At 56.0% G+C, this 25,476-nt stretch carries 28 protein-coding genes; 27 read left to right on the forward strand and 1 reads right to left on the reverse strand.

Annotated features, from left to right (window positions below; all coding sequences use genetic code 11):
- Positions 1 to 16: 16 nt before the first annotated feature.
- The 24 genes from KUV39_RS08625 (at position 17) to KUV39_RS08740 (ending at position 19,077) form a co-directional block, all read left to right on the forward strand.
- Positions 17 to 262, forward strand: a complete 246-nt coding sequence (locus KUV39_RS08625) for a hypothetical protein (RefSeq protein WP_222459532.1) — start codon at positions 17 to 19, stop codon at positions 260 to 262.
- The gene (locus KUV39_RS08630; RefSeq protein ID WP_222459533.1) at positions 259 to 1,164 is read left to right on the forward strand and encodes a helix-turn-helix domain-containing protein; all 906 of its coding nucleotides are present in this window, start codon (positions 259 to 261) and stop codon (positions 1,162 to 1,164) included. The genes KUV39_RS08625 and KUV39_RS08630 overlap by 4 nt, the downstream gene beginning before the upstream one ends.
- The gene (locus KUV39_RS08635; RefSeq protein WP_222459534.1) at positions 1,161 to 1,520 is read left to right on the forward strand and encodes a helix-turn-helix domain-containing protein; all 360 of its coding nucleotides are present in this window, start codon (positions 1,161 to 1,163) and stop codon (positions 1,518 to 1,520) included. Before KUV39_RS08630 ends, KUV39_RS08635 begins: the two co-directional genes overlap by 4 nt.
- On the forward strand, positions 1,517 to 1,795 hold the full coding sequence (locus KUV39_RS08640; protein ID WP_222459535.1) for a hypothetical protein: 279 nt from the start codon (positions 1,517 to 1,519) through the stop codon (positions 1,793 to 1,795). The genes KUV39_RS08635 and KUV39_RS08640 overlap by 4 nt, the downstream gene beginning before the upstream one ends.
- Positions 1,795 to 2,277, forward strand: a complete 483-nt coding sequence (gene ssb, locus KUV39_RS08645; protein WP_222459536.1) for a single-stranded DNA-binding protein — start codon at positions 1,795 to 1,797, stop codon at positions 2,275 to 2,277. Before KUV39_RS08640 ends, ssb begins: the two co-directional genes overlap by 1 nt.
- Before the next feature lie 59 nt (positions 2,278 to 2,336).
- Positions 2,337 to 2,603 carry a DUF2312 domain-containing protein gene (locus tag KUV39_RS08650; RefSeq protein WP_222459537.1) on the forward strand — a complete coding sequence of 89 codons (267 nt, stop codon included), beginning with the start codon at positions 2,337 to 2,339 and terminating at the stop codon, positions 2,601 to 2,603.
- 9 nt (positions 2,604 to 2,612) lie between these two features.
- Positions 2,613 to 3,035, forward strand: a complete 423-nt coding sequence (locus KUV39_RS08655) for a DUF1064 domain-containing protein (RefSeq protein ID WP_222459538.1) — start codon at positions 2,613 to 2,615, stop codon at positions 3,033 to 3,035.
- Positions 3,036 to 3,061: 26 nt separating this feature from the next.
- Entirely contained in the window at positions 3,062 to 3,610 is a 549-nt protein-coding gene (gene nusG, locus KUV39_RS08660) for a transcription termination/antitermination protein NusG (protein ID WP_222459539.1), read from the forward strand.
- Positions 3,611 to 4,074: 464 nt separating this feature from the next.
- Complete coding sequence (locus KUV39_RS08665; protein ID WP_222459540.1) at positions 4,075 to 4,311, forward strand: hypothetical protein; 237 nt, start codon at positions 4,075 to 4,077, stop codon at positions 4,309 to 4,311.
- Between the two features lie 104 nt (positions 4,312 to 4,415).
- Positions 4,416 to 9,209, forward strand: coding sequence for a calcium-binding protein (locus KUV39_RS08670; RefSeq protein ID WP_244998320.1), 4,794 nt, complete (start codon positions 4,416 to 4,418; stop codon positions 9,207 to 9,209).
- 397 nt (positions 9,210 to 9,606) lie between these two features.
- Entirely contained in the window at positions 9,607 to 9,840 is a 234-nt protein-coding gene (locus KUV39_RS18790) for an HNH endonuclease signature motif containing protein (protein ID WP_419555534.1), read from the forward strand.
- A 155-nt stretch (positions 9,841 to 9,995) separates the two neighbouring features.
- A complete protein-coding gene (locus KUV39_RS08680) occupies positions 9,996 to 10,403 on the forward strand; it encodes a P27 family phage terminase small subunit (protein WP_222459543.1) in 408 nt (135 codons plus the stop codon).
- Positions 10,381 to 12,162, forward strand: a complete 1,782-nt coding sequence (locus tag KUV39_RS08685) for a terminase large subunit (protein ID WP_222459544.1) — start codon at positions 10,381 to 10,383, stop codon at positions 12,160 to 12,162. Before KUV39_RS08680 ends, KUV39_RS08685 begins: the two co-directional genes overlap by 23 nt.
- Entirely contained in the window at positions 12,163 to 13,386 is a 1,224-nt protein-coding gene (locus KUV39_RS08690; RefSeq protein ID WP_222459545.1) for a phage portal protein, read from the forward strand. It abuts the gene before it with no gap.
- Positions 13,370 to 14,059 carry an HK97 family phage prohead protease gene (locus KUV39_RS08695; protein WP_222459546.1) on the forward strand — a complete coding sequence of 230 codons (690 nt, stop codon included), beginning with the start codon at positions 13,370 to 13,372 and terminating at the stop codon, positions 14,057 to 14,059. Before KUV39_RS08690 ends, KUV39_RS08695 begins: the two co-directional genes overlap by 17 nt.
- Before the next feature lie 26 nt (positions 14,060 to 14,085).
- Positions 14,086 to 15,300 carry a phage major capsid protein gene (locus tag KUV39_RS08700; protein WP_222459547.1) on the forward strand — a complete coding sequence of 405 codons (1,215 nt, stop codon included), beginning with the start codon at positions 14,086 to 14,088 and terminating at the stop codon, positions 15,298 to 15,300.
- A gap of 60 nt (positions 15,301 to 15,360) precedes the next feature.
- Positions 15,361 to 15,543 (forward strand): hypothetical protein, encoded by a 183-nt coding sequence (locus KUV39_RS08705; protein WP_222459548.1) that lies wholly within the window; start codon positions 15,361 to 15,363, stop codon positions 15,541 to 15,543.
- Complete coding sequence (locus KUV39_RS08710; RefSeq protein WP_222459549.1) at positions 15,540 to 16,112, forward strand: head-tail connector protein; 573 nt, start codon at positions 15,540 to 15,542, stop codon at positions 16,110 to 16,112. The genes KUV39_RS08705 and KUV39_RS08710 overlap by 4 nt, the downstream gene beginning before the upstream one ends.
- Positions 16,112 to 16,450 carry a phage head completion protein gene (locus KUV39_RS08715; RefSeq protein WP_222459550.1) on the forward strand — a complete coding sequence of 113 codons (339 nt, stop codon included), beginning with the start codon at positions 16,112 to 16,114 and terminating at the stop codon, positions 16,448 to 16,450. The genes KUV39_RS08710 and KUV39_RS08715 overlap by 1 nt, the downstream gene beginning before the upstream one ends.
- A gap of 451 nt (positions 16,451 to 16,901) precedes the next feature.
- Positions 16,902 to 17,255: a hypothetical protein gene (locus KUV39_RS08720; RefSeq protein WP_222459551.1), complete on the forward strand. Its 354-nt coding sequence runs from the start codon at positions 16,902 to 16,904 to the stop codon at positions 17,253 to 17,255.
- A gap of 32 nt (positions 17,256 to 17,287) precedes the next feature.
- Positions 17,288 to 17,575 carry a hypothetical protein gene (locus tag KUV39_RS08725; RefSeq protein WP_222459552.1) on the forward strand — a complete coding sequence of 96 codons (288 nt, stop codon included), beginning with the start codon at positions 17,288 to 17,290 and terminating at the stop codon, positions 17,573 to 17,575.
- Between the two features lie 60 nt (positions 17,576 to 17,635).
- Positions 17,636 to 18,082, forward strand: coding sequence for a phage tail protein (locus KUV39_RS08730; RefSeq protein WP_222459553.1), 447 nt, complete (start codon positions 17,636 to 17,638; stop codon positions 18,080 to 18,082).
- A gap of 96 nt (positions 18,083 to 18,178) precedes the next feature.
- The gene (locus KUV39_RS08735) at positions 18,179 to 18,643 is read left to right on the forward strand and encodes a hypothetical protein (protein ID WP_222459554.1); all 465 of its coding nucleotides are present in this window, start codon (positions 18,179 to 18,181) and stop codon (positions 18,641 to 18,643) included.
- Positions 18,644 to 18,777: 134 nt separating this feature from the next.
- Positions 18,778 to 19,077, forward strand: a complete 300-nt coding sequence (locus KUV39_RS08740; RefSeq protein WP_222459701.1) for a hypothetical protein — start codon at positions 18,778 to 18,780, stop codon at positions 19,075 to 19,077.
- An 86-nt stretch (positions 19,078 to 19,163) separates the two neighbouring features.
- On the opposite strand, the gene KUV39_RS08745 is transcribed toward KUV39_RS08740, so the two are convergent.
- Positions 19,164 to 19,532 (reverse strand): hypothetical protein, encoded by a 369-nt coding sequence (locus tag KUV39_RS08745; RefSeq protein WP_222459555.1) that lies wholly within the window; start codon positions 19,530 to 19,532, stop codon positions 19,164 to 19,166.
- 64 nt (positions 19,533 to 19,596) lie between these two features.
- Between KUV39_RS08745 and KUV39_RS08750 the strand changes: the two genes are divergently transcribed.
- The 3 genes from KUV39_RS08750 to KUV39_RS08760 are packed head-to-tail and all read left to right on the forward strand — an operon-like array spanning position 19,597 to position 25,474.
- On the forward strand, positions 19,597 to 24,165 hold the full coding sequence (locus KUV39_RS08750) for a tail tape measure protein (protein ID WP_222459556.1): 4,569 nt from the start codon (positions 19,597 to 19,599) through the stop codon (positions 24,163 to 24,165).
- Positions 24,162 to 25,046, forward strand: coding sequence for a hypothetical protein (locus KUV39_RS08755; RefSeq protein ID WP_222459557.1), 885 nt, complete (start codon positions 24,162 to 24,164; stop codon positions 25,044 to 25,046). The genes KUV39_RS08750 and KUV39_RS08755 overlap by 4 nt, the downstream gene beginning before the upstream one ends.
- A complete protein-coding gene (locus KUV39_RS08760; RefSeq protein WP_222459558.1) occupies positions 25,046 to 25,474 on the forward strand; it encodes a hypothetical protein in 429 nt (142 codons plus the stop codon). The genes KUV39_RS08755 and KUV39_RS08760 overlap by 1 nt, the downstream gene beginning before the upstream one ends.
- Positions 25,475 to 25,476 lie beyond the last annotated feature (2 nt).

The raw sequence follows: 25,476 nt of genomic DNA on the forward strand, positions 1-25,476 counted from the left end.
TCTACTGGAGGCAGCAATGACACAAGGCGGGGGCCAGAGAGGCCGGGCCGCTGATGAGCGGTATCTCGAAATGGTGGCAATGCGTTGCGAGGGCATTGCCCCTCAGAAAATCGCGGACGCGCTGGGCGTGTCGCTGAGCTCAGTGAAAAACGCAACGCTTGCTGTTCGTCGCGCCGACGAGGCAGAGGCCGTCAAAGGCGGGGAAGATATTTCTGGCAGCTATTGGCCAGATCGGGGCCGCCGTGGGGAGTTGAGATCATGAGCCACAAGGCAGTAAGCTGGGCCCTTGAGCAGCGCCACTTGAAGCCTGGGCCGTGGGTGGTCCTGATCCAACTGGCTGACCGGCACAACAAAGACACCTTGCAGTGTGATCCCGATCAGAACCTGATCGCGGCCGATTGCAATATGTCCCGTGCAACGGTCAACAGGCACTTGGAGGATTTGGAGACATGCGGCCTCATTCGGCGTGTCCCCCGGGTAAACCCGCGCACCAACAAGGCTCTTTCGACATTCTACATCTTGGGCCTGAATTTCGACAACCCACCGGTTGTTGAATATGCCGTGTCTCAAAATGAGACACGGAAAGGTGTGGGGAAAAAGGGGAACAAATCAGAAGGCCGTGTCTCAAAATGCGACACGGAGCCGTGTCTCAAAAATGACGATTCCCGAGTCTCAAAAAACGCGATTTCCGAGTCTCAAATTGAGACACAAACCTTAGTAACAGAACCAGTAAAAGAACCTTGCGCGGCTGACGCCTCGCACCACCGAGATTTGAATTTGGTCTTGGATGAGATTTGGGCAGCGTATCCTCGCAAGGGTGATCAGCTGGCCACCGAGAAAGCCGCAAGTGCGCTGATCGAGGAAGGCGCAAGCCCTGCGGATCTGCTGGCCGCGGTGAAGGCATACGCCAAGAAATCCGCCAGCTACGACGAAAGCCGGGTGAAGCTTAGCCAGAATTTCTTTGCCGGTGATTTCTGGCGGCGGCATGTGCCAGTGGCGGCCAAGGTCGCCAGCCGCGATGAGATCCTGCAGGCTCGGGCAGAAACCATCCTAGAGGGCAAAACCTTCCTCTGCCGCAGCATCACCGCCCATGCCGCTGGTGAGTGCATCACAGCCGGGCTGGTAACGCCACAGGACTGCCTGCAAGCGGGGATCGCGCTATGAGCCTCAACGCGCTGAAAGCCGCTTCTATGCTCGAAAACAAGGTTGCCCGGGAGCTCTGGGCCACTGACCTCAAGAAGCAGGCTGCAAAGGTTCATCCGCAGGTGTCCCAGGTCGTGCAGATCGTGGTGGCCGAGGTCGCAGCTGCAACGGGCATCCTGACAACCGAGATCACGGGAAAGGCCCGTAAGCAGCCGTTGGTGCGCGCCAGGCATTTCGCATGGTTCAAGCTGATGGAGCTCGGCTTGTCGGCCAACGAGATCGCCGGTGCGTTCCAGACAGATCATTCGACCGTGAGCAAAGGCGCTGAGAAGATCCGCGCGGTCCTAGAGCCACAGAAGCGGGGCGCCCAGGCATGAGCAGCAAAGCCCCTGTTTCGGAGACCTTTGGCCGGATCACGGTTGAGGTCAATTTCGCCACTGGCAGCTGTGCCATCACGCACCCGGCGCAGGGCCTGATCGGCGAGGTGGCCAAGACATTCACGCTGCGCACGATCGAAGAGATCCGCGGGGCTTACGAGGTCCACACGCGGTTTTCCAAGCAGCCCAAGAAACACCCCCATTCCGCCGATATGGCTGCGGCTCTCAAGTTTGCGGGCATGCATCTGGCGACAAGCCAAGGAGGCAAACGCTAATGGCAGGTTCAGTCAACAAGGTGATGCTGATCGGCAATCTCGGACGCGATCCAGAGGTGAGGACATTCCAGAACGGCGGAAAGGTCTGCAACCTCCGCATCGCTACCTCTGAGACGTGGAAAGACCGGAACACGGGAGAGCGTCGGGAAAAGACCGAATGGCACTCTGTGTCGATCCTGAGCGATGGCCTGGTCCGCATCGCTGAGCAGTATCTCCGCAAAGGCTCCAAGGTCTACATCGAGGGCAAACTGCAGACGCGCAAGTGGCAGGATCAGAGCGGGCAGGACCGCTACTCCACGGAGGTGGTCCTGCAGGGGCTTGGCGGAAAGCTGGTCATGCTGGACGGCCGCAACGGCGGCTCTGGGGATGGTCAGGGAGGCTATGGGGGCAATCAGGATAATGGCGGCTACGGTTCCGATGCTGGTCATGGCGGCCAGTACGGCGGAGGCCACAACATTGATGATGACGAAATCCCGTTCTGACGAGCGGCGCTCAGCTGTCTCAAGAACCAGAAGAGAAACCAGGAAAAGGAGCAGGCACGATGGATCTGACCGAAGACAAAAAAAGCGACAGCTACCGTGTAACCGCGGGCGAGCTGCGCCAGTTCATCGAACGGTTTGAGCGCCTGGAAGAGGAAAAGAAGGCGTCCACCGATCAGCAAAAGGAGGTCATGGCAGAGGCCAAGGGGCGGGGCTACGACACCAAGGTCATTCGCAAGGTCATTGCACTGCGTAAACGCGACAAGGACGACATTGCCGAGGAAGAGGCCGTCCTTGAAATGTACAAAGAAGCGCTGGGCATGGGGTGAGCCAGACACATGGAACGTATGACAGCTGCAGCCTACAACGACGCCCAGCGCGTTGAGGGCAACAAAGAAGACCGTCGCCGGGTACGGGGGACACAACGCACCACCACCGCAGACGGCATCACCCATGACAGCAAGACAGAGGCCCAGCGCTGGGAAGAGTTGAAGCTGCTACAGGCGAGCGGAGCAATCTGCGGTCTGCGCCGTCAGGCCCCAATCCCGCTCATTGGCCGGGATGGCCCGATCATGACTGACAGCGGCAAACAACAGCGGGTCTACCGGGCCGATTTCGTCTATGTCGACAACGCGCTGGGCGTCACGGTTGTTGAAGACCGCAAGGGGCATGAAACTGACAAGTTCAAGCTGGTAAGGTCGATCCTTGCCGCCCAGGGCATTGAACTGCTGATCACCCGTGCCACCCCAAAAGGCCAATAACACGAGTTTTCTGAGGTCAGTACGCAATGAGAAATACCTACGCTATCAATACAACACGCGGCAAAGAATTCGAGGTTGAGAGAGAATTGAAGGCTATGGGCCTTCAGCCTTGGGTGCCTCGCCGATTGGACAGCCGCTACGTGAAGGAAAAGCGTGAAACCGTTTGGTATGATCGCCCCTATGTTCCGAAGCTACTTTTCTGTGTTGTGCCAGCTATCTGTTGGCGTGGCATCTATGATCTAAAGCACGTCATTGGGAAACCGATGCAGCTCTCCCGGTTGGACATTGAAGGCGACAGCGGCAGAGGCACACCTGGACTGCGAGATTTTCAAGAGGCAGTCAATGCGGAGTATCTTGATGCCCAGAGACTAATGGAAAACAGTCAGTATCAGTGCCAGTATCGACCCGGCCAGGCACTGGTCATTCTGAAGGGGGCCTTTGAGGGTCTCCACGCCAAATTTCAGGACACCGTCCAGCGAGCACATGATGACTACGCCAAGCTGAGAGTTTCGGTGGAAATCCTTGGAAGGGATGCGCCTATAGAATTGGAGCCAGATCAGGTGGGTGAAATCTGATTTATACCGCCTCTTGCTTTTTTGAACATAACTATAGTCCTAAATTCGGATCTATTTCATGGCTCCAATGCGGTTGAGAATTGCATCCTCGGTGATCTAGACTCTGAATTTCCGATGTTGAGAGTGGTGGTAAATGGAGTTCTCGGGGTTGCCATGGGGTGAGCTGTTATTGATATTTCTCCGGTTTCAACGCTTGAGCGTCGGCCTGCTTTCGCATCTGGCTAAACGCGATGTGGGTGAGTTGTAGCTTCTAGTCTTTACTTGTATCTAGCCGGTAAAAGGCGAGATGGAATCGATCAGCTCTCGTCTCGCGGAGGTGTGCGCCTCAATGGTGAAATATGCAAGTCTATGTAAAGAAACAATTTTATACCGAAAGCCCCTCTCTTGGGGCTACCCGTTTCGCACTTTTGGTCGGGTGCGTTCTCTGCAGCTAAGTGGCGTGATGCTTTAGAAGAGGTACTGTCGTGTTCAAGAAGAAACTGGGAGTGAAATTTTATGTCATGGTTATTTTTACCGCTCTGGCGGGAGCTGGATTAGTTATTCAGGTTGCTCGAATGAGGGCAGATTTCGATTTTCTGTACTCACCTGCTGTCAATTTAATATTTGAGGTGAGGCATATTTCCCTTTTAATTGCGTTCGTGTTTTTCTTTTTTGTATGTCGCCAGTTGCGAAGTGGTGATTCAAAAAAACAAGGTGAATAATGGATAACTCCACTACCCCAACTGCTCAAGTTAGTTCGTCTCGGTCCGTCGGAGACCAAAGTATTCGGATTTCATTTGGCTATGAGACAAATCACTTGGATACGATGGCAGAGGATATTACTGCCAGCCTTAGTAGTGCGGAGAGACTCGAGCGACTATCTGATGATGAGTTGCTAGAGATGGCTGAAAGTGCAGGCGACGTTAAGTCCATCACCGACAAATTATCTGTCGGCGGGCTGGTAGCTGGTGTTGGGTCCGTAACGGGTGTGTCATCCTTGATCGGTGCGCAAGCTACTTCTGTAGCAGCCGTCGTTAGCGAAACCGCTGTTAGGATAGCTGGCACAGCAGCTGCCGTCGGCTTGGTGGCTAATGACGTGATCGGGCGTGTCAATAACCATACTATCGGCTTGATCGACGCAGAATTGGAGCGAAGAGGCTATTCACGTGATCAGCGCGAGGATGCATTTAATGGGGGAGTGGGAGTCGCTCCAGGGAGTCCAAATGGTACCGACACTGAAGGTAGTGAGCCAAATCGTGGTGATGACACGGGGAATGGCCCTGCTGCAGATAGTTCAGGAGGCTCAACAGACCCGAACTCTCCCAGTCTTGACGATGTTGCGGGTTCAAATACGGAGCCTTCTCTCGAGGGAGATGGCTACACATTCAGTTCCGGTGGTGTAACATATACAGGTGATGTTACAGGAGCGAATATTCCAATTATCTTGGACTTAGATGGTTCAGGTACTGTTGATATTGCGTTCAACCAATCCACTGCCTTCGACTGGGATGAAGACGGGTTTTTGGAGCAAACCTCGTGGGCTGCATCTGGTGACGGTTTCTTGGTGTTGGACTTAGATGCAGATGGCATTCTAGGCAGCGGCGATGGAAAAATTGATCAGGTAGATGAGCTCTCTTTTGGAAGATGGGGGGAAGAAGGGCAAACTGACCTTGAAGCTCTCGGGCATGCATTTGATCAGGATGACAATTCTGTATTGAATGCCGCCGATACTGAAATATGGAGCCGGTTGAAAGTTTGGCGAGATGTAAATCAGAATGGTCGCACAGACAGCGGTGAACTTTCGACTTTAGACGATTGGAACATTACCGAAATACAGCTCGAATACGATGACGGGGGAAGTTATTCCAATACTGATGATGACATTGAGGTCTTTGGAAACACTCTCCACGGTCTCGCGTCATTTACCATGAATGGAGAAACTATCTTGGGTGGTGTTGGTGATTTATCGTTAAACTACCACACCCTTGGATACCGTGAAATTGAAACGGATTTTGGTACGCGTATTGAGTTCGAAACAGGAGAAGTTCTGCAGTATGCGTATCTTGAAGGCCAGAGCTTCGAGAACGTTGATTTGGATGCTCTAGCCCTAGATGGCGCTCAGGGTGATGCAGATGCAAATCTGCTTGACGCGAGTGGGCACTCTAGGGCGGTGCGAGTCGCTGGTGGTGAAGGTGACGACACTGTTGTTGGTGGCAACAACGATGACTTCTTGGCTGGTGATGCTGGCGTGGACACGATCCGGGGAGGTAACGGCAATGATTTCATCTTTGCTGACGCCGCTGATTTTGGAGCCGGAGGGCACGTCGATGGCGGTGTCGGATTTGATACTCTCCACTTGGTTGGGGCAACTGGAGTCAACATTGTGTTGGCCGCGCATGAACTGGAGGCGGTCTATGGCGCAGATACATTGGATGGCATTTCCGGATCTGCATCGGATACTCTTTCGGGATCCGGATTAGACACAGAACTAGTCATCGATGGTCGAGGTGGCAACGACAGTATCATCGGAGGCCTTGCGGGAGATCACCTCAATGGCGGAGATGGGCGCGATACTATGCGGGGAGGGGATGGCGGCGATCTACTCTCCGGCGGCGCTGACAACGACATTGTCCTAGCTCAAAACGGTGATGATCTCGCCTTTGGTGGCCACGGTGATGACAACATCGAAGGCGGTGACGGTGACGATTTCATCTCGGGTGGCGAAGGCGATGATACGCTCTCTGGCGATAGCCACGATGATATCGTTTCGGGAGATGCCGGAAACGATCAACTTGACGGCGGGAGAGGCGACGACACCCTGCGCGGCGGCGAGGGCAATGATACGCTCTCATTCTGGCTAGGTGATGACAGTCTTGAGGGCGGCGATGGCGATGATCGATTTGTCGTGGCCAATGCCGGATATGGTGATGTGCCAACGATTGGCTGGGCAGTATTGCAAGGTGGTAGAGGAAACGATACCGCCTACATTGACCTGCCATCGTCAAACTACTCTCTGCAAAAAGTGCTGAGTGGTACATCAACCAACCAATGGCAAATTGTATGGTTTGATGCGGTCAGCGGTGCTGTCTCCGTCGTTGACCTTCAGGACATTGAAACCCTTGAATTTTCAGACGGCGTCACTCACACGTTGAGCGCCAATATAGAAGCAGACACCGCGGAGAACTATTCCCGCACTAATAATCATATAGTTTATGGGGATAGCAGCTTTCAAACCCGTCACAGTGTCCGCATAGGTGATGAATATCTCTGGGAATATGGGCACCGTGAAGTTTGGGAACAGCGAAATAGGGACGGAGTGGAAACATATTCGACCTGGATCACGGATTTCCATGGGTCTCATTTAGATGGGGAGACTGGCAATGATTTTCTGGTTGGTCAGCTAGACCATGGCGATCTAGTTATCGGAGGTGAGGGTGCTGATGTAGTCTACGGTGCTGGTGGCGATGATACTCTTAGAGGCGGCAGCGGTTCAGATCGAATTCACGGCGATACCGGCAATGATCTAGTCAATGGCGGATCTGGTGCAGATGACATCAAAGGCGGCGTTGGCAATGATACGCTGTTTGGAAACACTGGATCAGATGTGCTTCACGGTGAGGATGGGAACGACCTTATCAATGGGAATGCTGGCGATGACTATATGACCGGTGGTGCTCACGATGATACGCTCTTTGGCAATGACGGAACAGATACCCTATTTGGGGGTGTTGGGCAGGATCACTTGCTTGGTGGTAGCGGAGCAGATCTTCTAAGCGGCAACGAGGGCAGCGATAGTCTGAAAGGTGAAGCTGGAAACGACGTGCTTTATGGCGGTGCCGGAAATGACACTTTGGATGGCGGCCAAGGTTTTGATGCACTTCACGGTGGTGACGGTGATGACGACTTAGAAGGCGGTCTTGAAGATGACTGGTTGTTCGGAGGAAGCGGTGCCGACACTCTCAAAGGTGGCAGTGGCCGTGACGTGTTAAACGGTGGCGCAGGTGCAGATCTTCTAAACGGCGGCGGCGGCCTTCTTGACGCCGCAAGTTACCAAGGGTCGAGTGAGGCTGTTCAGATCGACCTTGCCGCCAATACTGCAGAAGGAGGCGATGCCGCTGGAGACGTGCTATCCAACATCGAGAATGTCATCGGATCCAGTCACGCTGATGTACTTGTCGGAAACGAAATCGACAATGTTCTTGAAGGGGCAGATGGCGATGATACGCTCAATGGTGGCGCGGGTCACGATACCTTCATTGGCGGTGATGGCAATGACAACATAACAGGTGGCGAAGGCGACGACCGTGCTTGGGGTGACAAGGGCAATGACCGTTTTAACGCTGGAGAAGGTGACGATCAATTCTTCGGTGGTGAAGGATCTGATACCGTCTTTGGCGGTGACGGGAACGATACCCTTGTGGGCGATGCCGCCGGAGCAAGTCTGAATGGATTGTATTACCAATATTATTCAGCTCAGTTGTCGGACCTGAATCAAATTCCCACCTCTGATGTTGCCAGCACCGGAATGGCGTTCGATCTCAATGTTGAAGACATCAACATCCGCCATGGCGGAGGAGATCCCTTCGGTCTCCAATTGCACGGGCGTCTCGAAATTGAAGTCGCTGGAAACTATGAATTCACTGTTAGCCAGGATGATCGGGTTCGCATTTTGGTAGACGACAATCAGGTTTATCAGTCGGATGTATGGGGAACCGGCAGTGTGATGATCAATCTTACTGCCGGAAACCATGACCTCACAATCTTGTATTTAGACAATGGTGGACTTCAGTCGCTGGCAATTGAAGTTTCAGGTCCAGGCACCTCAGAGGCAGTCGATCTGTTTGATAGCAATCTCCTCGGTAGCCCCGAATATAACTCGACGGTGATGAATCTGTTTGGGGACGATCTGTATGGCGGGACTGGAGATGACTCGTTAAACGGTGGAATTGGCCATGATACGCTGCGCGGCGGAACTGGAGATGACACCATTTTTGCCGGAAGCGGAAATGACAGCGTTTGGGGGAATGACGGCCGAGATGTTGTTGACCTTGGCCGAGGTCACGACCTGTTCTTCGACAACGAGCAAGATGGTGCTGAAGGTAGTGACAGCGTTAGGGGAGGCGATGGCCATGACACCTTATCCGGCGCAGGCGGGGCGGACACACTGAAGGGGGACCGCGGAGACGATTCCATTGAGGGAGGGTCAGGAGATGACATTCTGCTGGGTGGTGTGCACCGAGATACTATCGTCGGTGGGACCGGAAACGACAGAATGTACGGCCAGCAAGGGTACGACTACCTTGATGGGGGAGATGGTGACGATAAAGTCAGCGGAGGATCTAATAGGGACACAATCATTGGTGGCGCTGGCGACGACCAACTGATTGGTGGAACTGGCGATGACCTATTTATCTTCCACGGTGGCGTCCCTCAGGGTAATGACACCATCACTGATTTCTCTGATGGTACTGAAACGATTAAAATGTATGGTCTCAACTATGGCGATCTTACGATCTCTTCAGTTGGCTCCGGTAGTCGTGTCTCATGGGACAATGGTTCGATCCAACTTGATGGTGTCGATCGGGCTGCATTGAACCAAGACGATTTCATCTTTGTCTGAAGTTATTCCGCTCGGCAGCATTGTCGGGCGGTTTTTCTAATGCACTGGTACAATGAAACACTTTGAGAGCCACAAGTTCGAACAGACAGAAAGCAAAACGCTTGCTTGCATGGATACTATGGCTTGCTGCGGCCACTATATATGGTATGCTATGTCCCAATCATAGGATCCCTAAAGTTAGGCTTTGGGCTATGATCTCCATGCGCCCCCGGTTTCGGAACTGTGGAAAGGGCGGTTGCTGCTGCATTGTAGATGTAACGCTCGATAGTTTATTGTTTTCTAGTTGAACAAGATGGGACGATTGAGCCGCCATCATCCATTTTCAGGTCGTAATGGCAGTGCTATCCGCGACCGCTTGGCATCTGTGCTATACGCGCAGCAGAGCGGAAAATGCCGGATGTGTAGCCGACCGATTCCTCCAAGCCTGCGAGGCAAAACAGGCACACGCGCGGCAGTGGTGGACCACCTTCGCCCATGGCGCCTCCGCCCTGATCTCGCATACGAACTAGCGAACCTTTCACTCGTCTGCGCAGGTTGCCACCTAACTCATTGCGCATCAATCGAAGCTGCGCACCCAGGAGATGCTGAGCTGATCGCTCAGGCGAAAGAGCGGGTGGGGCAGGAGTGGTGAAAGAGCAAGGCGTTTCGCCCCTTTGGCGGGCCGTTTCTGGCCCCTCTGTGCCGTTTTGAGGGTAGGGGGGAGGTCCAAAGTTCAGGCCTCCATCTTGGAAACCTATCGCGTGTCCTCCGTGCGCAATATCTGCCCGCAAAAGTAGGGGTGTACCCATGACCCGCATTCAGCGCCCCCGATATGACGACATTTTCGCCGGTCACGACGAGGGCGGGCCGATGGCAGAGCAGGCCAAGGTTCTCTGGGAGGAATACAAGGCCGATCTTGAGGCGCGTGGGCTCTGGAATAAGGCTCGGGCGCGGACACTGGACCGGCTTGTCCGAATGACTGCAGAATATCTGCATTATCAGCCGTTGGCTGTGGCACAAGGACCGGTTCGGGAGAGCGGTGAAGGCGGGCAATTCGTCAACATGCTCTGGTCTCAGGTGAAGAACATGGCCGAGCAGATCGGCAAGCTGGAAAAGGCGCTCACGCTTACGCCTGAGAGCGTTGGAGCAAAGGCAGAGGCGCCAAAGAAGGCACCGAAAAAAACGGCAGCAGATGAGTTCCTCGGAGCGCACTGATCAGACCACGCAATATGCGCGGGATGTGGTTTCGGGAAAGATCGTGGCGGGCGCATTCGTGCGCGCACAATGCCAACGGCACCTTGATGACCTGAAGCATGGCCCGGCGCGCGGGTTGCAGTGGGATGTAGAGCAGGCTGAGCGGGCCATTCGCTTTTTTCCTGCCATGTTGTCGATCACAGAGGGGGCCAAGGAGGGCGAGCCGTTCAAACTGTTGCCCTGGCATTTGTTCGTGGTTGGCTCGATTTTCGGCTGGCGGACTGCAGAGGGCTTTATTCGGTTCCGGTTCGTGTGGCTGGAGACCGGCAAAGGGCAAGCCAAGTCGCCATTGATGGCTGCGGTTGGGATCTATCTCAGTGGTTTCTATGGCCGGAAGCGGGCGGAGGTTTACTGCATCGGCGAGACCAAAGACACGGCAAGGGTGATGTTCCGTGATGCTGTGGCGATGCTTCGGGCGCCAATCCCTGACAAGGGAGGTATGACGCTGGAAGATGCGGCGTTTGTGATCCGCGGAACAGGCGACCTCGCCTATAGCGTGGAGCACCCAGACAGCGGGTCATTCATGCGGCCGATCGCCAACAATGACAGCGTGTCTGGCCCCAAGCCCATCCTTGTGGCGGGAGATGAGATCCACGAGATGAAAAGCGGCAAGGCCATCGAGATGTGGCGCGCCGCGGTGACCAAGAAGCACGGTGACAGTATTCTGATGCTTGGGACTAACACCCCAAGCGCTGACCAGCAGGTCGGGACTGACTACAGTGAATTTTGTCAGAAGGTTGTGACCGGCGATTTCACCGATGACAGCGTTTTCGCATTCATCGCGCGGGTGGACGAGGGCGACGATCCGTTGGAGGACGAAAGCTGCTGGGTCAAGGCACTGCCCGCCCTGGGCATCACCTACCCGGTGGAAAACGTGCGCAAGCTGGTTGTGACGGCGAAACAGCAGATTAGCACGCAGCTCACCACAAGGCGCCTGTACTTCGGTATCCCGGTCGGCTCGGCAGGGTTCTGGACCTCTGAGCAGGCATGGAAAGAAGTGCAAGGCAAGGTTGAAGAGGCGGCGATGATCGGACGCCGGGCGCATTTGGCGCTCGACCTGTCCGAAAAGAACGACCTCACCGCGCTTACAGCTGCCTGGGAAGGCGAAAAGATCGATGTAAAATCGTGGTATTGGACTCGTGAGTTTGAGATCGAAGAGCGGTCAACGGCTGATGCGATCCCTTATCGCGAACTAGAGGCGGAAAAACTCATTGAGGTCACGCCGGGGCGCGTAATCGACTACACCTTCATTGCGGCGAAGATCATCGACTTTTGCGGACGCCAGGCAGTGGTGCAGATGGCTATCGACAGCGCCCACATGGAAAAACTCTGCGAGGCATTCGATAAGGCGGGTTTCGCGTATTGGATCGAAGAAGGCGACGACAAAGCGGGCTCCGGCCTGAAGATCGTCAGGCACAAGCAAGGCACGAACGTCAGCTTCGACGGAAAATTCCTCTGTATGCCGACCTCGATCACACAGCTTGAGGATCACATGCTGAAAGGCACGGTCAAAATTGATCGCAACAAGCTCACCAGCATCTGTGCGCGAAACGCCATCATCCGGGAGGATGGTTTCGGCAACCGTATGTTTGACAAATCGCGGTCGCGGGGACGGATCGACGGGGTTGTCACCCTGGCGATGGCCGTAGGGTCAGCCACCGCGGCGATGAAGACTAAGTCCGGTATGGACGACTACTTTGCTTCACTTGGGGGCGGCTAAATGGGTCTGCGAGATCGCTTGAAATCCATGATCGTTCGCCGCTTTGGGCTGATGGACGCGCATCCTGAAGGTTTTCACCGCACCAGTGATGCAGGGGAGCTGGTAACGGGGCAAAGCGCGCTTGGTATCTCAACGGTTTGGGCCTGTACAAACTTGATTTCAGGCACGATCGGATCCCTTCCCTTGATGGTTTATCGCCGGAGTGCAGAAACCCGGACGGCTGACCGTTCGCACGTCATTTACCGGTTGCTGCATGACAGTCCTAACTATGACCAGACCGCGCTGGACTTCTGGGAATTCATGGCAGCTTCTCTGGAGCTGTGGGGCAACGCTTACGCGCATATTATGCGCGACAACGGCAAGATCGTCGGGCTGACGCCGGTCGCGCCGGATCTGATGGGCGTTCGGCGCCTGCCAACCGGTGAAATCGAATACCGTTGGTCCGATGAGGGCAAAACACACCGCGAGCTTGATGGTGCGGTTCTGCATATCCGTGGCTTTGGCGGGTCTCCACTTGGCGGGATGTCTACCCTGCAGTTCGCCCGTAACGCCTTTGGCTTGGCTCGGGCGGTTGATCGGGCGGCAGGAGAGACATTCAAGAACGGGATGCGTCCATCTGGTGCCCTGAAATTCGAAGGCTGGCTGACGGATGAGCAGCGAGCGCGGGCAAAGTCTACCCTGATTGACGATATGGTCGGCGCGCAAAATTCCGGTCGCCCGATTGTGCTGGAGGGTGGAACGAATTGGATGCCGTTCACGATCAACCCGGATGATGCGCAGATGCTGGAAAGCCGCCGGTTCTCGGTGGAGGAAATCTGCCGGTTCTTCGGGGTTCCTCCGCATATGGTCGGCCACACCGAGAAAAGCACGAGCTGGGGCACTGGCCTGGAGCAGCAAACCCTTGCGTTTCAGAAGTTCACCCTGCGCCGCCGCATCAAGCGGATAGAGCAGGCGTTGATGAAACAGCTCCTGACCCCTGCCGAGCGGGCGCGCGGGCTGATGATCGAATTCAATTTGGAAGGGCTGCTTCGCGGTGACAGCAAGTCGCGGGCCGATTTCTACCAGTCCGGTCTGCAGAACGGCTGGTTGACCATCAACGAAGTGCGCGCGCTGGAGAACAAGCCTCCGGTTGCGGGCGGGCAAGTCCCGCGGATGCAGATGCAGAACGTGCCGATTACCGAGGCGGGCAATCAATTGGAGTCTGGAAATGATGATGATGCATAAGGCGGCGGCTCCGGTCCTTTCGATCAAGGCGCTGGACGAGGAAACTGGCGAGTTCGAAGGCTACGGCAGCACCTTCGGCGGCGAGCCTGACAGCTACGGCGACGTTGTGGTGGCGGGCGCGTTCGCGGACAGCCTGGCAGACCACAAGGCCAAAGGCACCATGCCCAAACTGTTCTGGCAGCACGATCCTTCCCAGCCCATTGGGAAGTGGCTTGCGGCTGAGGAGGATGAAACCGGCCTTCTGATGCGCGGGCGTCTGAATATGGGCGTCCAACGCGGCCGGGAGGCTGCTGCTTTGCTCAAGGAGGGTGATATCGACGGCCTGTCCATTGGATATCGCATCGCCACGGGAGGCTTCCGAGTCGATGATGAGGATGGCGTTTGGTATCTCGAAAAGCTGGAGCTGCACGAGGTTTCAATCGTCTCTATTGGTGCCAACGAAAAGGCGACAATCACCAGCGTAAAATCGGCTAAGGCCGCACACGAGATCACAGAAAAGCTCAAGGCCGGGGATCGGCTCACTGAGCGGGAGTTTGAAACGCTGCTCAAGGGGAGCTTGGGGCTTTCGAACTCACAGGCGGAGCGTGCCGCACGTATCCACCTGAAAGGGCCGGGGGAACCGGCAAGCGCGGCGCAACAGACGATAGCCTTCCTGAAAGAGCTGACGTCTTAACCCCCATCCCGAAATAGGAGGCCAAAATGGCTTTGGATGATACCAAAACTGCGGAACAGATGGCCGCAGAAGTGAAGGCGGATTTCGCCAGCAAGTTCGATGCGGTCAAAGAGATTGCAGAGGACGCGCTTGGCAAGGCAGCCAAGGGCGAGGAACTGGCGAACGGCATCAAGGAAAAGGCTGACGAAGCCCTGACCGAGATGAACGGCCTGAAAGCGTCTTTGGATGAACTGGAGCAGAAGCTGGCGCGCGGCGGACAGGCAGGCGAAGAAGGTTGCAAGACCTTTGGTGAACGTTTCACTGAATCCGAAGAATTCAAGAGCTTCGCCGCGAACCCGCGGAAAGGCGACAGCGCTTCGGTCAATTTCGAGGCTGAACTCAAGGCTGATCTGACCACCACAACCGGCGGTGCTGGTGGAATGGGGGCTGCAGTCCACTCCACCCACATTCCGGGCATTATGCCTTTGCCGCAGCGTCGTATGACCGTCCGAAACCTGCTGATGCCTGGTCGTACCGATGGGCCTTTGATTGACTTCGATCGCGAAACCGGCTTTGCGAACAATGCTGACATGGTCGCTGAAGGCGATCTGAAGCCGCAGTCGGATATCACCGTTGAAGAAGTGCAAACTCGCACCAAGGTGATTGCGCATTGGATGCGTGCGTCCAAGCAGACCCTGTCCGACGTTGCGCAAATCCGCAGCATCATCGACAACCGCTTGCTGTACGGCCTGGGCTTCAAGGAGGAGCAGCAGCTTCTCTATGGCGACAACACCGGCGAAAACTTGCACGGCATCGTACCTCAGGCCACTGCATACAGCGCACCGATTGCCGTTGGTTCGGAAACCTCCATCGACAAAGTGCGCCTGATGGCGCTGCAGGCGACCCTCGCGGAGTATCCTTCCACGGGGATTGTCATGCACCCGTCTGACTGGGCCTTTATCGAACTCCTGAAAGATTCCGAGGGGCGCTATATCATCGGTAATCCGCAGGGCTCTCTCGCGCCGACCCTTTGGGGGCTACCGGTGGTCACCACTCAGGCGATGCAGATTGACAAGGTGCTCGTCGGCGCGTTCGACATGGGCGCGCAGATCTTTGATCAATGGTCGGCGCGCATCGAAACCGGCTTCCAGAACGACGACTTCACCCGGAACAAGGTCACTGTTCTGGCTGAGGAGCGCTTGGCGCTGGCCGTGTATCGCCCGGAATCGTTCATTTACGGTGATTTCGGCCGCGTGGCCTAATTCGGCTGATCAAGGAGGGCGGGTTTTCTCGCCCTCTCTATGAGCCGAAAGGAGACCGTCATGGAAGAGTATGAAGTCATGCGCCGCCACCAAGGCGACAAGTTCTATGAGGAGGGTGAAACCCGCGAGGCGAAACCGTCTGATGTTTCGCACCTGGTGGCGCGCGGCGTTCTGCGCAAGAAGGCACCTGAAGTCCTGAACAAGGTTCGGGCTGTGCCGAAGAGCAAGGCGCGCGGCAAGTGAAATTCCGCCCCATTCTCATCACACCACCGGCTGAAAGTCCTATCACACTGGACGAGGTGAAGGCCCAGGCGATTGTCGACTTTGCCGATGACGATGACCTTCTGACCGGCCTGCGTGACGCTGCTGTGGCGCATCTGGACGGATTTCGGGGGATTTTGGGGCGGGCCATGGTCTCGCAGACGTGGCAGGTTCAGCAGGCGGCTTGGTTGCGAGAAATCTGCCTGCCGGTGCCCGACGTCTCGGCCGTGGCTATCAGCTACGCTGATGCGGGTGGGGCAGAACAGTCGGTAACAGCGGATGACATCGCTGTCCTGCCTATCGCGAGCGGCACGCTGGTTTCGCTGGCCGATAGTTTTGACCTTCCGACGCTGGAAAACAGCAACCCGGCGCCGATCAAGGTGCAGTTCACATGCGGCTTTGGTACGGCTGCGGATGTTCCTGCGAACTTGAAACTTGCGATCAATTGCCTGGCGGCGGATTGGTATGAAAACCGCTCGGGGGACACAAAGCAGGGCCTGCCTATGGGCGTCGAGGCGCTGATCCGGCCCTATCGATGGGTGGCGGTCTGATGCATCTGATCGAGCGCGTGGCTTTTGACGAGCTTGACGGCACCAGCGACGGGCTCGGTGGCAAAACCCTGCTTGCTGTCGAGCGCTTCACCACCCGAGCCAAGTTCACCTTCCTGCGCGGCGGGGAGAAGGTTCAGGCTGGGCGGCTGTCTGGCACGCAGGCCATCGTCGCCACCGTGCGCAAGTCGGAATCCACGGCGGATATCGGCACCGATGGCACCACCAGGTGGCAGTTGCGCGATACCGCAAGCGGCACCGTCTACAACATCCGCGCTGTGGAGCCTAACCGAGACAAACCGCGTCAGTACCTGGACTTCATTTGCGAGAGTGGCGCGTGACTGGGTCTTTTAAGATCGAGGGCCTAAAGGAGATCGACAGTGCTTTGGCCGCTCTGCCGCGCGCAACGTCAAAAGCTGTTGTTCGCAGAGCGCTCAAAAAAGAGCTGGCGCCTGTCGCTGATATGGCAAATGGGCTTTGGCCGGGCGCAGATGATGGGGCCTTCGCGGTGTCGGCGAAGCTAAAAAAGGGGCAGCAGGGGCCGGAGGCTGGGCCAAACGCGGTCAGCATGTTTGTCGGATCAACTCCCGCATCGCCTCATGCCCATTTGTTGGAATGGGGGACGGAGCCCCGCTACCACAAAAGTGGAAAATATGTCGGTGCAGTTCCGCCGATGCCGATGTTGACGCCCGCGTGGGATGCTTACAAAGGCAATATCCTTGAGGGTTTGGCCGCGAGCATACGGCAAGAGATCGAGGCGACACTGGCGCGTCGGACAAGGCGGGGGCTGTGATGGAAGAACACCTGTTTGCGCTTCTGGACGGCGCTCTGAGTTGCCCGGTAAAATGGGGATACTTCAGCGACGGTGAAACCATGCCGCGCGTGACCATGATCCGTATGTCGGGAAAGCGGGAGCATACCCTGACCACGAAAGGTCTGATGCGTGGGGCGGTCCAGATTGATTGCTGGGGCCTAACCTATGCCCAAGCCCTCGATGCAAGCCGTGACGTCCGTGCGGTGCTGGAGCGGTACAGCGGTGGCCCCATTGTCAGCGCGCATTTGACCGCGACGAGAGATGGTTTCAGCAGTGACGCAACCGCAGCGCAGCGCGTCTCCCTCACCTTTGCGCTGACCTACCACGACTGAGCGGTTCGACCCAACCTGAAAGGATCATTCTGATGACCAGCAAGAAACCCGCTGCGGCGGGCCGGAAAACTGTTGCCAAATCCACTGCAGCGCCCCGCGTAATTGATGGTGTTTCGCTGATCCGCCTGCCCATGGAGCGGAACAAGCCTTCGCATCCAGCCGCACTGTATCAGGGCAAGGCACCTCAACCTCGTGAGGTCATCGAGTTCACCCTCGAAAATGGCGTGACGTACCAAGGGGAGGTTGCCGAAGCGATCGAAGTGAACGGCGAGGTAATGGTTGAGTTCGCGAGATCTCTCAAGGCTGTCACCAAGAAATAGGCCGCGGCCTATAATCCCGCGCCCCCAGGGCGCTTTCATCTCCATTGAAAGGAAACTGATATGGCGCACCAGACCGCCTCTGGGGTGACACTCGGCATTTCTGCCGTTGCACCCGCAGCACACGATATTGCGAGCTTTGACGCTCTCACTTTCATCAACGTTGGCGAAATCACCAACATTGGTGAATTCGGGAAAGAGTGGAGTCTCGTTACTCACAATCCCTTGTCCACACGCGGCACTGAAAAAGGCAAAGGTAGCTTCAACAACGGCAGCCTGTCTCCAGGTCTGGCACTTGATCCCGGCGATGCTGGCCAGACCGCGATGGAAACAGCTCTCGAAAGCGACGATCCGGTCTACCTGTCCATCACGCTTCAGGACGGAACGATCTTCTACCTGGTCGGGCTTGTCATGTCCTTCAAGCCGAATATCGGCGGAGTCGATGATGTGGTGACTGCATCGACAACCATTGAGCTGAAGCCGGATCAGATCCTGAAGAAGGCAGCGTAAGCCAGCAGCAAAGATCTACCCAAATGGGTGGAGGGCCGGGTGAAGAATGGTTCGCTTCCCCGGCCCGTTAGAACCACCGAACCAATGAGGTAAGACATGGATTTCAACAAGTTCGACAGCGTCTCTGCGGCAGAAAAAGGCGCTGCAATGCACATCAAGGATCCGACCACGCTCGAGCCGCTGTTCACAGAAGATGGCAAGCCTTGCGAGATCATTCTTCTGGGTTCTGAAGCCCCTTCCGTTCGTGCTGCATATCGTGAAGCAGAAAAGGCCCGCCTGAATGCTGAAAAGGCTGAAGGCACTTCGGATGCTGAAGGTGATGATGCTGAGTTTCTGTCCATGGATGACTTCCATGAGAAAACGGTGGAACTGCTATTGCCACGTGTTGTTGGTTTCAACAACGTGTTCAAGGGAGACAAGCCCGCGACAAAAAAGGACGCCCCTTGGTTTTTTGGTCTGAACCGAATGAACGGGCAAAAAGGTGAGAAGTCTTTTGCTGAGCAGGCGTCCGATTTTTCTGCGAAGCGTGCGAGCTACCTGGGAAACGTCTCCACCGCCTGAAGCTCTATGCTGAACAGGCGGGGTTCCTTGCCTCCACCCCTGAAGATTGGAAGCTGTCCCGCCTGAAGCTTTGGCAAAAGGAGGGGCTTGATCTACACCTTCCGGAGGTGCGTGGAGGCGAGTACTTGCTGGAGATGATGGCGCAGGAAGGCCTTTCGTGGTGCCAATTCGACGCGATGGGCAACATCAAGCCAGTACCCTGGAGTGAAATTGCAGCGTTCTCCCAAGCCTCGGGCGTAGAGCTGGAGCCTTGGGAAGCGCGACAGTTGCGCGAAATGAGCGTTTCATACGTCTTTGGGTACATTGCTGGAAGGAACCCGATGACGGTCTCTCCGGCCTTCAAAGATAATCCTGATGAGGATCCCGGCGTTGCTTTGGAGCGCCAGCGTGTCTCCAATTCCTTGGAGACAGCGCTCTCCGCAATGGCGGGATAGGGCTTCTCGCTCAAATGACCCAAGCAGTGTACTTGAAGAGCTTTGCAGCACTCGCCCAGACTTGGAAATTGGACTGGGTTGCTGTTTCACGATGGCAGTGAAGGATGCAGTCCGGCTCCTCTGCAATCGATCCCTGCAAGGGGACCCAAGGTTAGAATTGGGCTGAAGTTCTTGATATGCGGGACATAGACAATCGCGTAAGGTTGAAAACCGTTGTAACCGCCAAAACCGTTTGGTGCGTTGACTGTTCCGCAGATTAGACGGCCACCTTTTGGATTTACTGCCAATTTCGGTTCCCCAATGAACTGAGCTGCAGCATGGTTTTTTAACCTCAGCTTTAGCGTCTGATCGTGAACCATTTTGTCTCTGTCGGTCATATCGGACTGCACAAAGCCAGCAGAGCTTGTGCAAGCCGCAATCATGAGTGCTGCAGCACACCCCCAAATAACTCGCATAGAAAAATCCTCCTCAAATTGATTCCGGTGGATCATTTCACGCCAAGGCAAGAGAGAGCAACCTATGAGTGCAATCGAAATTGGATCGGTTCGTGCATCGGCCTCTTTTGATGCCGCAGCGTTTGTGACCGGCGCAAATAAGACAAGATCTCAACTCCGTGCCTTGGGGGGCACTTTTGAGACAACATCCCGTGATGCGTTGCGCTCCATGGAAGCTATCGAACGTGGTTGGGATGCAGGCGTCCGCAAGGCGAAGTCTTCCGCAAAAGACCACACTCTCGCGGTCTTGGGACTGGTCCAGGCCAACAGCCGTGGTTCTGCATCTGCTCGTGAATGGGCTGCAGAACTCAATCGCAACGCTCAGTCATTCGATAACCTTCGTGCATCTCTGGACCCCGTATTTGCGGCGTCAAAAAGGTATGAAGCTGTAGTTGAACAGGTCGAAAGCGCCGTGCAAAGCGGTGTGACCAGTCAAAGCACAGCCAACAGGGTGCTGGACCAAGCTGCGCAAAAATACCTGGGCTTGGGTAATGTTGCTGAGCAGGCAGCGGCGGCTCAAAAAAAGATTGCAGCTGAAACTGCAGCAGCTACCCAAAGCTACCAGCGCCTTCGCGCCAGCATTGATCCTGCCTACGCTGCGACAAAGCAGTACGAGGCAGCAGTTGAAACCCTGTCCGCTGCACAGAAGGCAGGCGTGATCAACGACCGTGAGCGCACCGAGACCCTCGCCCTGCTGAAGCAGAACATGGCTGCTGTTGGTGCTTCATCTGTTGGTGCGCAACAAGGTGTCAGCAAGTTCGGGCTTGTTGCCAATCAGGTCGGCTACCAGATCCAGGATGTATTCGTATCGGGGCCGATGATTGGTTGGTTTCGTGCCGTCGCCCAACAGGCCCCCCAAGCTGCGGGCGCATTTTCTATGTTGGGCGGAAGCATTGGCACGATTGTGCCTTGGCTTGGCACGGCTCTGGCGGTGGGTGCAGCTCTTGCTCCAGTTCTGCTGGATCTGGGTGACGCCTCTTTGACACTGGAGGAGCGGTCCAAGCTGAACGCGACCGCTCTGGATAACCTTGTCGGTGCCCTGGACGATTACAGCCGCTACGCAGAAGGTGCGCGAGCTAAGACTGTCGACCTGGTCAAGGAGTTTGGCATCTTCGCAAGTGACGTCAAAAGCACCTATGAGTATCTTTCGGGGGTTTCGGTTAAGCGTGCCCTTGATGGTCTTCGGACAGAAAACTTCGATCTTTTTGCAAATCTGACAGACGCTGCCAATGTCATCGCCCAAATGGACGATGCTTTGACCGCCTTGGAGCGCAACAAAGCACTCGGCGCGACCTCAGAGCAAATTCAAGTCTTCAAGGAGAATTTTGAAGGTCTCGAAGACGAAGCCTACGCAGCAGCGCAGGCGATCGGGCTGATGCCCGAAGAGGTCCGTGCAATCAAGTCCGGCTTCGACACTCTTCGTGGCGCACAGACCATGAAAGAGATTCAGAGCGAGGCTAAAGCTGCGCTGGATGTAATTCGTGGATTTTACCCTGAAGGGCAAAAGCTTCCGGCTGCGTTGGCTGATGCAGTTGTCCAGCTTGAGGCGGTGATTACCGCATCCAGCCGGGCTCTCGCGGATACCGAAGAAGCCACGGTTCAGACGCAGAATTGGGCGACATCCTTGTCCGGAGTAAACTCCGAAATTCAAGCGATCATGGCTTCGCTCGCTTCAATTGGTGGCGGTCTCCTGGCCAATGCGGCCAAACAAGCAGAAATCGATGCCCTGAAGGCGGGTAAGTCCATTCGAGACGCCGCGATTGAAGCTCAGCGTTTCAAGAAGGAAATGGAATTTGACGCCCGTCGAGAGGGTGCGACCTGGTTTGAGCGGCTCAAGATCGATGCTGAGCAATATCAGTTTGAGCATAGCCTCGCACTGGATGCTGTCTTGGATAAGGAGCGTGAAGCCGCGCGCGAGAGAGAGCGCAATTTGAAGAAAGTCGCCGCAGCCAGCGGTAAGTCGATCAAGCAGCTCAAAAAGGAAGCTGCTGCTGTGCGAGCTGGTCTGAGCCCCGTTGCGCGTTACAACCAAGAGCTGGCGGAACTGGCGAGGCTGAAAGGGCTGCTGTCGGACAGTGAAATGGCCCAAGCCATCCGCAATCTGAACGTTGAACTTGCAGACAGTCTGCCGCTGGTGGGCGACCTGGCGGATTCCTTCACGGACGGCCTTTTCAATGGCTTCAAGGGGACGCTTGATGACATGGGGGACATGTTCAAGCGCTGGCTCAAAGAGATGATCGCAACTGGTCTGCGCAATCAGATTGTGCTGCGCCTCGGCCTTGGCGGTGGCGGTGGTGTTGGCGGTGCCACACAGGCGGCGGGCACTTTGCTTGGAGGGGAAACTGGTAGCTTCTTCGGTTTGGGCGGAGGGCTGATGAACCTCGGCACCACGCTTTTGGGCGGTGGTGCTGCAGCCTCCGGTATCATGTCCGGTCTTGGCGGCATCTTTACTGGTGGCGGGCTCGGCGCGAGCTTCGCAAACTTGGGTGGCTTGGTTTCTGGAGCTTCTGCAGGTTTCGGTGCAATCGGCGCGGCCCTTCCAGCATTGGGGATCATCGCCGGAGGCATTGCGATCCTCGCGAAGGGTCTGTCCCGCGAGCATCACGGGCGTGCTGTGCGCGGCACTCTGGGGCCGGATGGTTTTGACGGCTTCGAGTTCGACTTCTACCAGGGGGGATTTCTGCGCGGCGACAAGCATGAATATCACGACACCCGTGACGAAATCCAAACCATGCTCGACAACGCTACTGCAGGCATTGTCAACAACATCGAAACCATGGCGGGCGCGCTCAATCTGGGCGCTGATGCGATCAAGGATTTCGAGTGGGAAGGGGAACAGTTCACCGTTTGGCTGTCTGGCCGGAATGCTGGTGATCAGGAAGCGACAGCGAAGGAGTTCGAGAAGCACCTGAACACCCTCGCCAACGGTATGACGGATCTCGTCCTGAAAACCGAGGAATACACGCGCGAAGGGGAAAGTTCGTATGAGACACTGACCCGTCTTGGTGGCTCCCTCATGGCTGCTAATGATGGATTTGAGCTGCTGAGCCAGACCCTGTTCGAGGGCAGTTTGGAGGCCGCCAACAGCGCCTCTCTTCTGATGGATGCTTTCGGAGGCATTGAGCAGTTTGCATCTGGTGTCGGATCATTCTTCGAGCTGATGTTTACTGATGTCGAGAAGCAGGCGAAGCGCCAGCAATATGCTCAAGAGGCATTGGACGCAGCTGCGGAAAACCTCAATCTGACAATCCCGAACACCCATGCTGAGTTCCGGGCGCTGGTTGAAAGCCTTGACCGCACAACTGAGGAAGGCCGTGAAGCATACGTTGCTCTGATCGGGTTGGCCGATGAGTTCACCGTGGTTCACGGGACAGCGCAGGAAGCGGCCGATGCCCTGGACGGCGTTGCCGGAGCCCTTGCCGATGCTGAAGCGGAGGCTCGCAAGCTAAAAGAGCAGGATCTGAGGGATGCATTCGCCGCACTTAATGGGGCAATCAGTGCAGCAGTGTCCGACTTGCAGGGACAGCTTGGAATTGTTGAAGATCGCCTGCGCCTGCGTTTCAAGAGACTTCAGGTGTCCGTCGATGCGGAGCGTCAGACAATATCGGCCGCGCACGAGAAGTTGCTGGACACGCTTTCGGGTCGGTTGGCGACTCTGGAGGATGCGGCAGAGGCATCTCGCGCTTTGTTCGAAACGCTTGAGGCTGCAAGCCAAGATCGTCGCCGGGTGGAGCGTGAGGGTGCTGAGTGGGAACGACGCCGGGCGCTGATGTATGTCCAGAATGGAGGATCGGATCCGGGCAAGCTTTCGAACGCGCTCGAAGTTCTTGGCGAGGACAATTCCGGTCAATTTTCAAACTATGCAGACTATCTGACTGACTACTACCGAACATCCAACATCATTGCTGGCCGTGCTGGTGATGCGCAGCTTGAGATGACGGCAGATGAGGCCGCTGTGGATGCGCTGGAGCGCCAAATTGAGCTAGCAGAGAGGCTGCATCAGGAAGAAATGCAGCGCCTCGATCAGATTATCGAGGATGGGCGCAAAACTCTGGATATGGCGTTGGGCGAGTATATCGCGGCCATCAACGTGGAGAACGCTGTCAATCAGCTCAACCAAACTGCTGACAGGCATGCGATTGTCTCTGAGCGAGTCGAGACCCGTCTGCTGGAATTGGAAACCATTCGCTCCACCATGGAGCAGCTTGTCACTGAAACACTTGGTGGCAACACGACACTGGTCAGCATCAATGCCGGGATCACTGGGGTGGCTGGAGCCGTGCAGGCTTTGGGTGGCAGCCTTAGCGGGTTGGCTGCTGGTATCGCTGCAAATGCTGCGGCTCAACGCGAAGCAAACCGGATCGCTCAAATCAAAGCGCTTGAACGCACCCAGACGATCAACAGCCAGCAGGCCGGTCGCGCTGCGGCTGGGGCTCAGGCTGTCAGCAAGGAGGATACAACGGCACGCGAAGTCCGCGAGATGCGTAAGGAGCTCGTCGGCTATCTCGGGCCTATCTCCAAAGCGACTGGCGCAACGGATCGATCTCTGAAGCGTGTAGTGCGCGACGGTCTCACCACCAAGGGGGCGGCATGATCATCATTCAGCCAATTGATGTCACAGATTCCAATCTGGTGACCAACGTTGCTTTGTCAGAACAAGAGTGGACCGCTGGCACCACGCCAGAGGGGGCAGAGCGGCGCGTGGGCAATGATCTGTACCGTGCAGTGGTCGAAACCACTGATGACCCAGTGGTCGGCATCAATGCGGACCCACCAACCTGGATCCGATTGGGTGTGGTCAACCGGTTCCAGATGTTCGACCAATTCTACCACTCTCAGACTGTTGCCGTTGATCAGATCGACGTCACAATCCAGCCTTCTGAGGTGGTGAACTCGGTGACGCTTCTCAACCTTGACGCCCTTGAAGCACGGGTAAGGGTCGAGGATGGGGCAGGTGGGACGCTTTACGACCAGACACAAAGCCTCCTGGATAACAGTCAGGTGCTTGATTACTGGGAGCACTTTTTCTCGCCCATCCTGCGGCGCAAAGACCTCACCTTCATCGATCTTCCTGCCTACTCACTTCCAATCCGGGTCACTGTGACCGGCCCGGCGGGTGAAGAAGTCAGCGTCGGAGGAGCCTTTGTCGGGCGTCAGCGGATCATTGGCACGGCTGTCTATGGAACGCGCCGCGATTTGTTGAACTTCTCCACAAAGGAGCGCGACCAGTTCGGGCGCTTTGAAATCGTATCGCGAGCCAAGGCAAAGCTGGTCAGCTACGAGGTCGCGGTAGAGACACGGAACAATGATTACGTTGCCGATTTCCTCGAAAATGTAGCCGATATTCCGTGCATCTATATCGGCGATGCCTCCCGCGGCGGGACCATTACCTACGGCTATCCGCGTGACTTCGGATTCCCATACGAAACCCCGTCCATTTCCAAGCTGTCCCTTGAAGTAGAGAGCGTGACCTAATGTCAATCACACAAGTACCAAGCTTCACCAAGGTTCCGGATCGTGGAAGCTCGCCAGCCACCTTCTCAGGCGATGTGGATACGTTTCTGAGCGAGATCAACGCCCGCACTGAGGCGGGCAATCAGCAAGCCGATGAGGTCAACGCGCTTGCGGCGCAGGTCGAAACACAGGCTGCAGATGTGCAAGAGGCCCGCGCGGCTATCGATGCCGGTGTGAATGCCGATCGATGGGCGGCAGGAGACTATAGCGACGGGCAGTCGGCATGGTCTCCGATCAATGGCCTGACCTACCGGGCCAAGGGGGATTTCACCTCTATGATCGATCCGTCTGCTGATCCGGACAACTGGCACAACCTCAACCCCATAGAAGAAGCTGGAAAGCTGATCTCGGCCCGCGCGCGCCGCTTCGCAACATGGATTGGAGCATAAGA

The sequence above is a fragment of the Phaeobacter italicus genome (assembly GCF_019801785.1).
Lineage (GTDB): Bacteria > Pseudomonadota > Alphaproteobacteria > Rhodobacterales > Rhodobacteraceae > Phaeobacter > Phaeobacter italicus.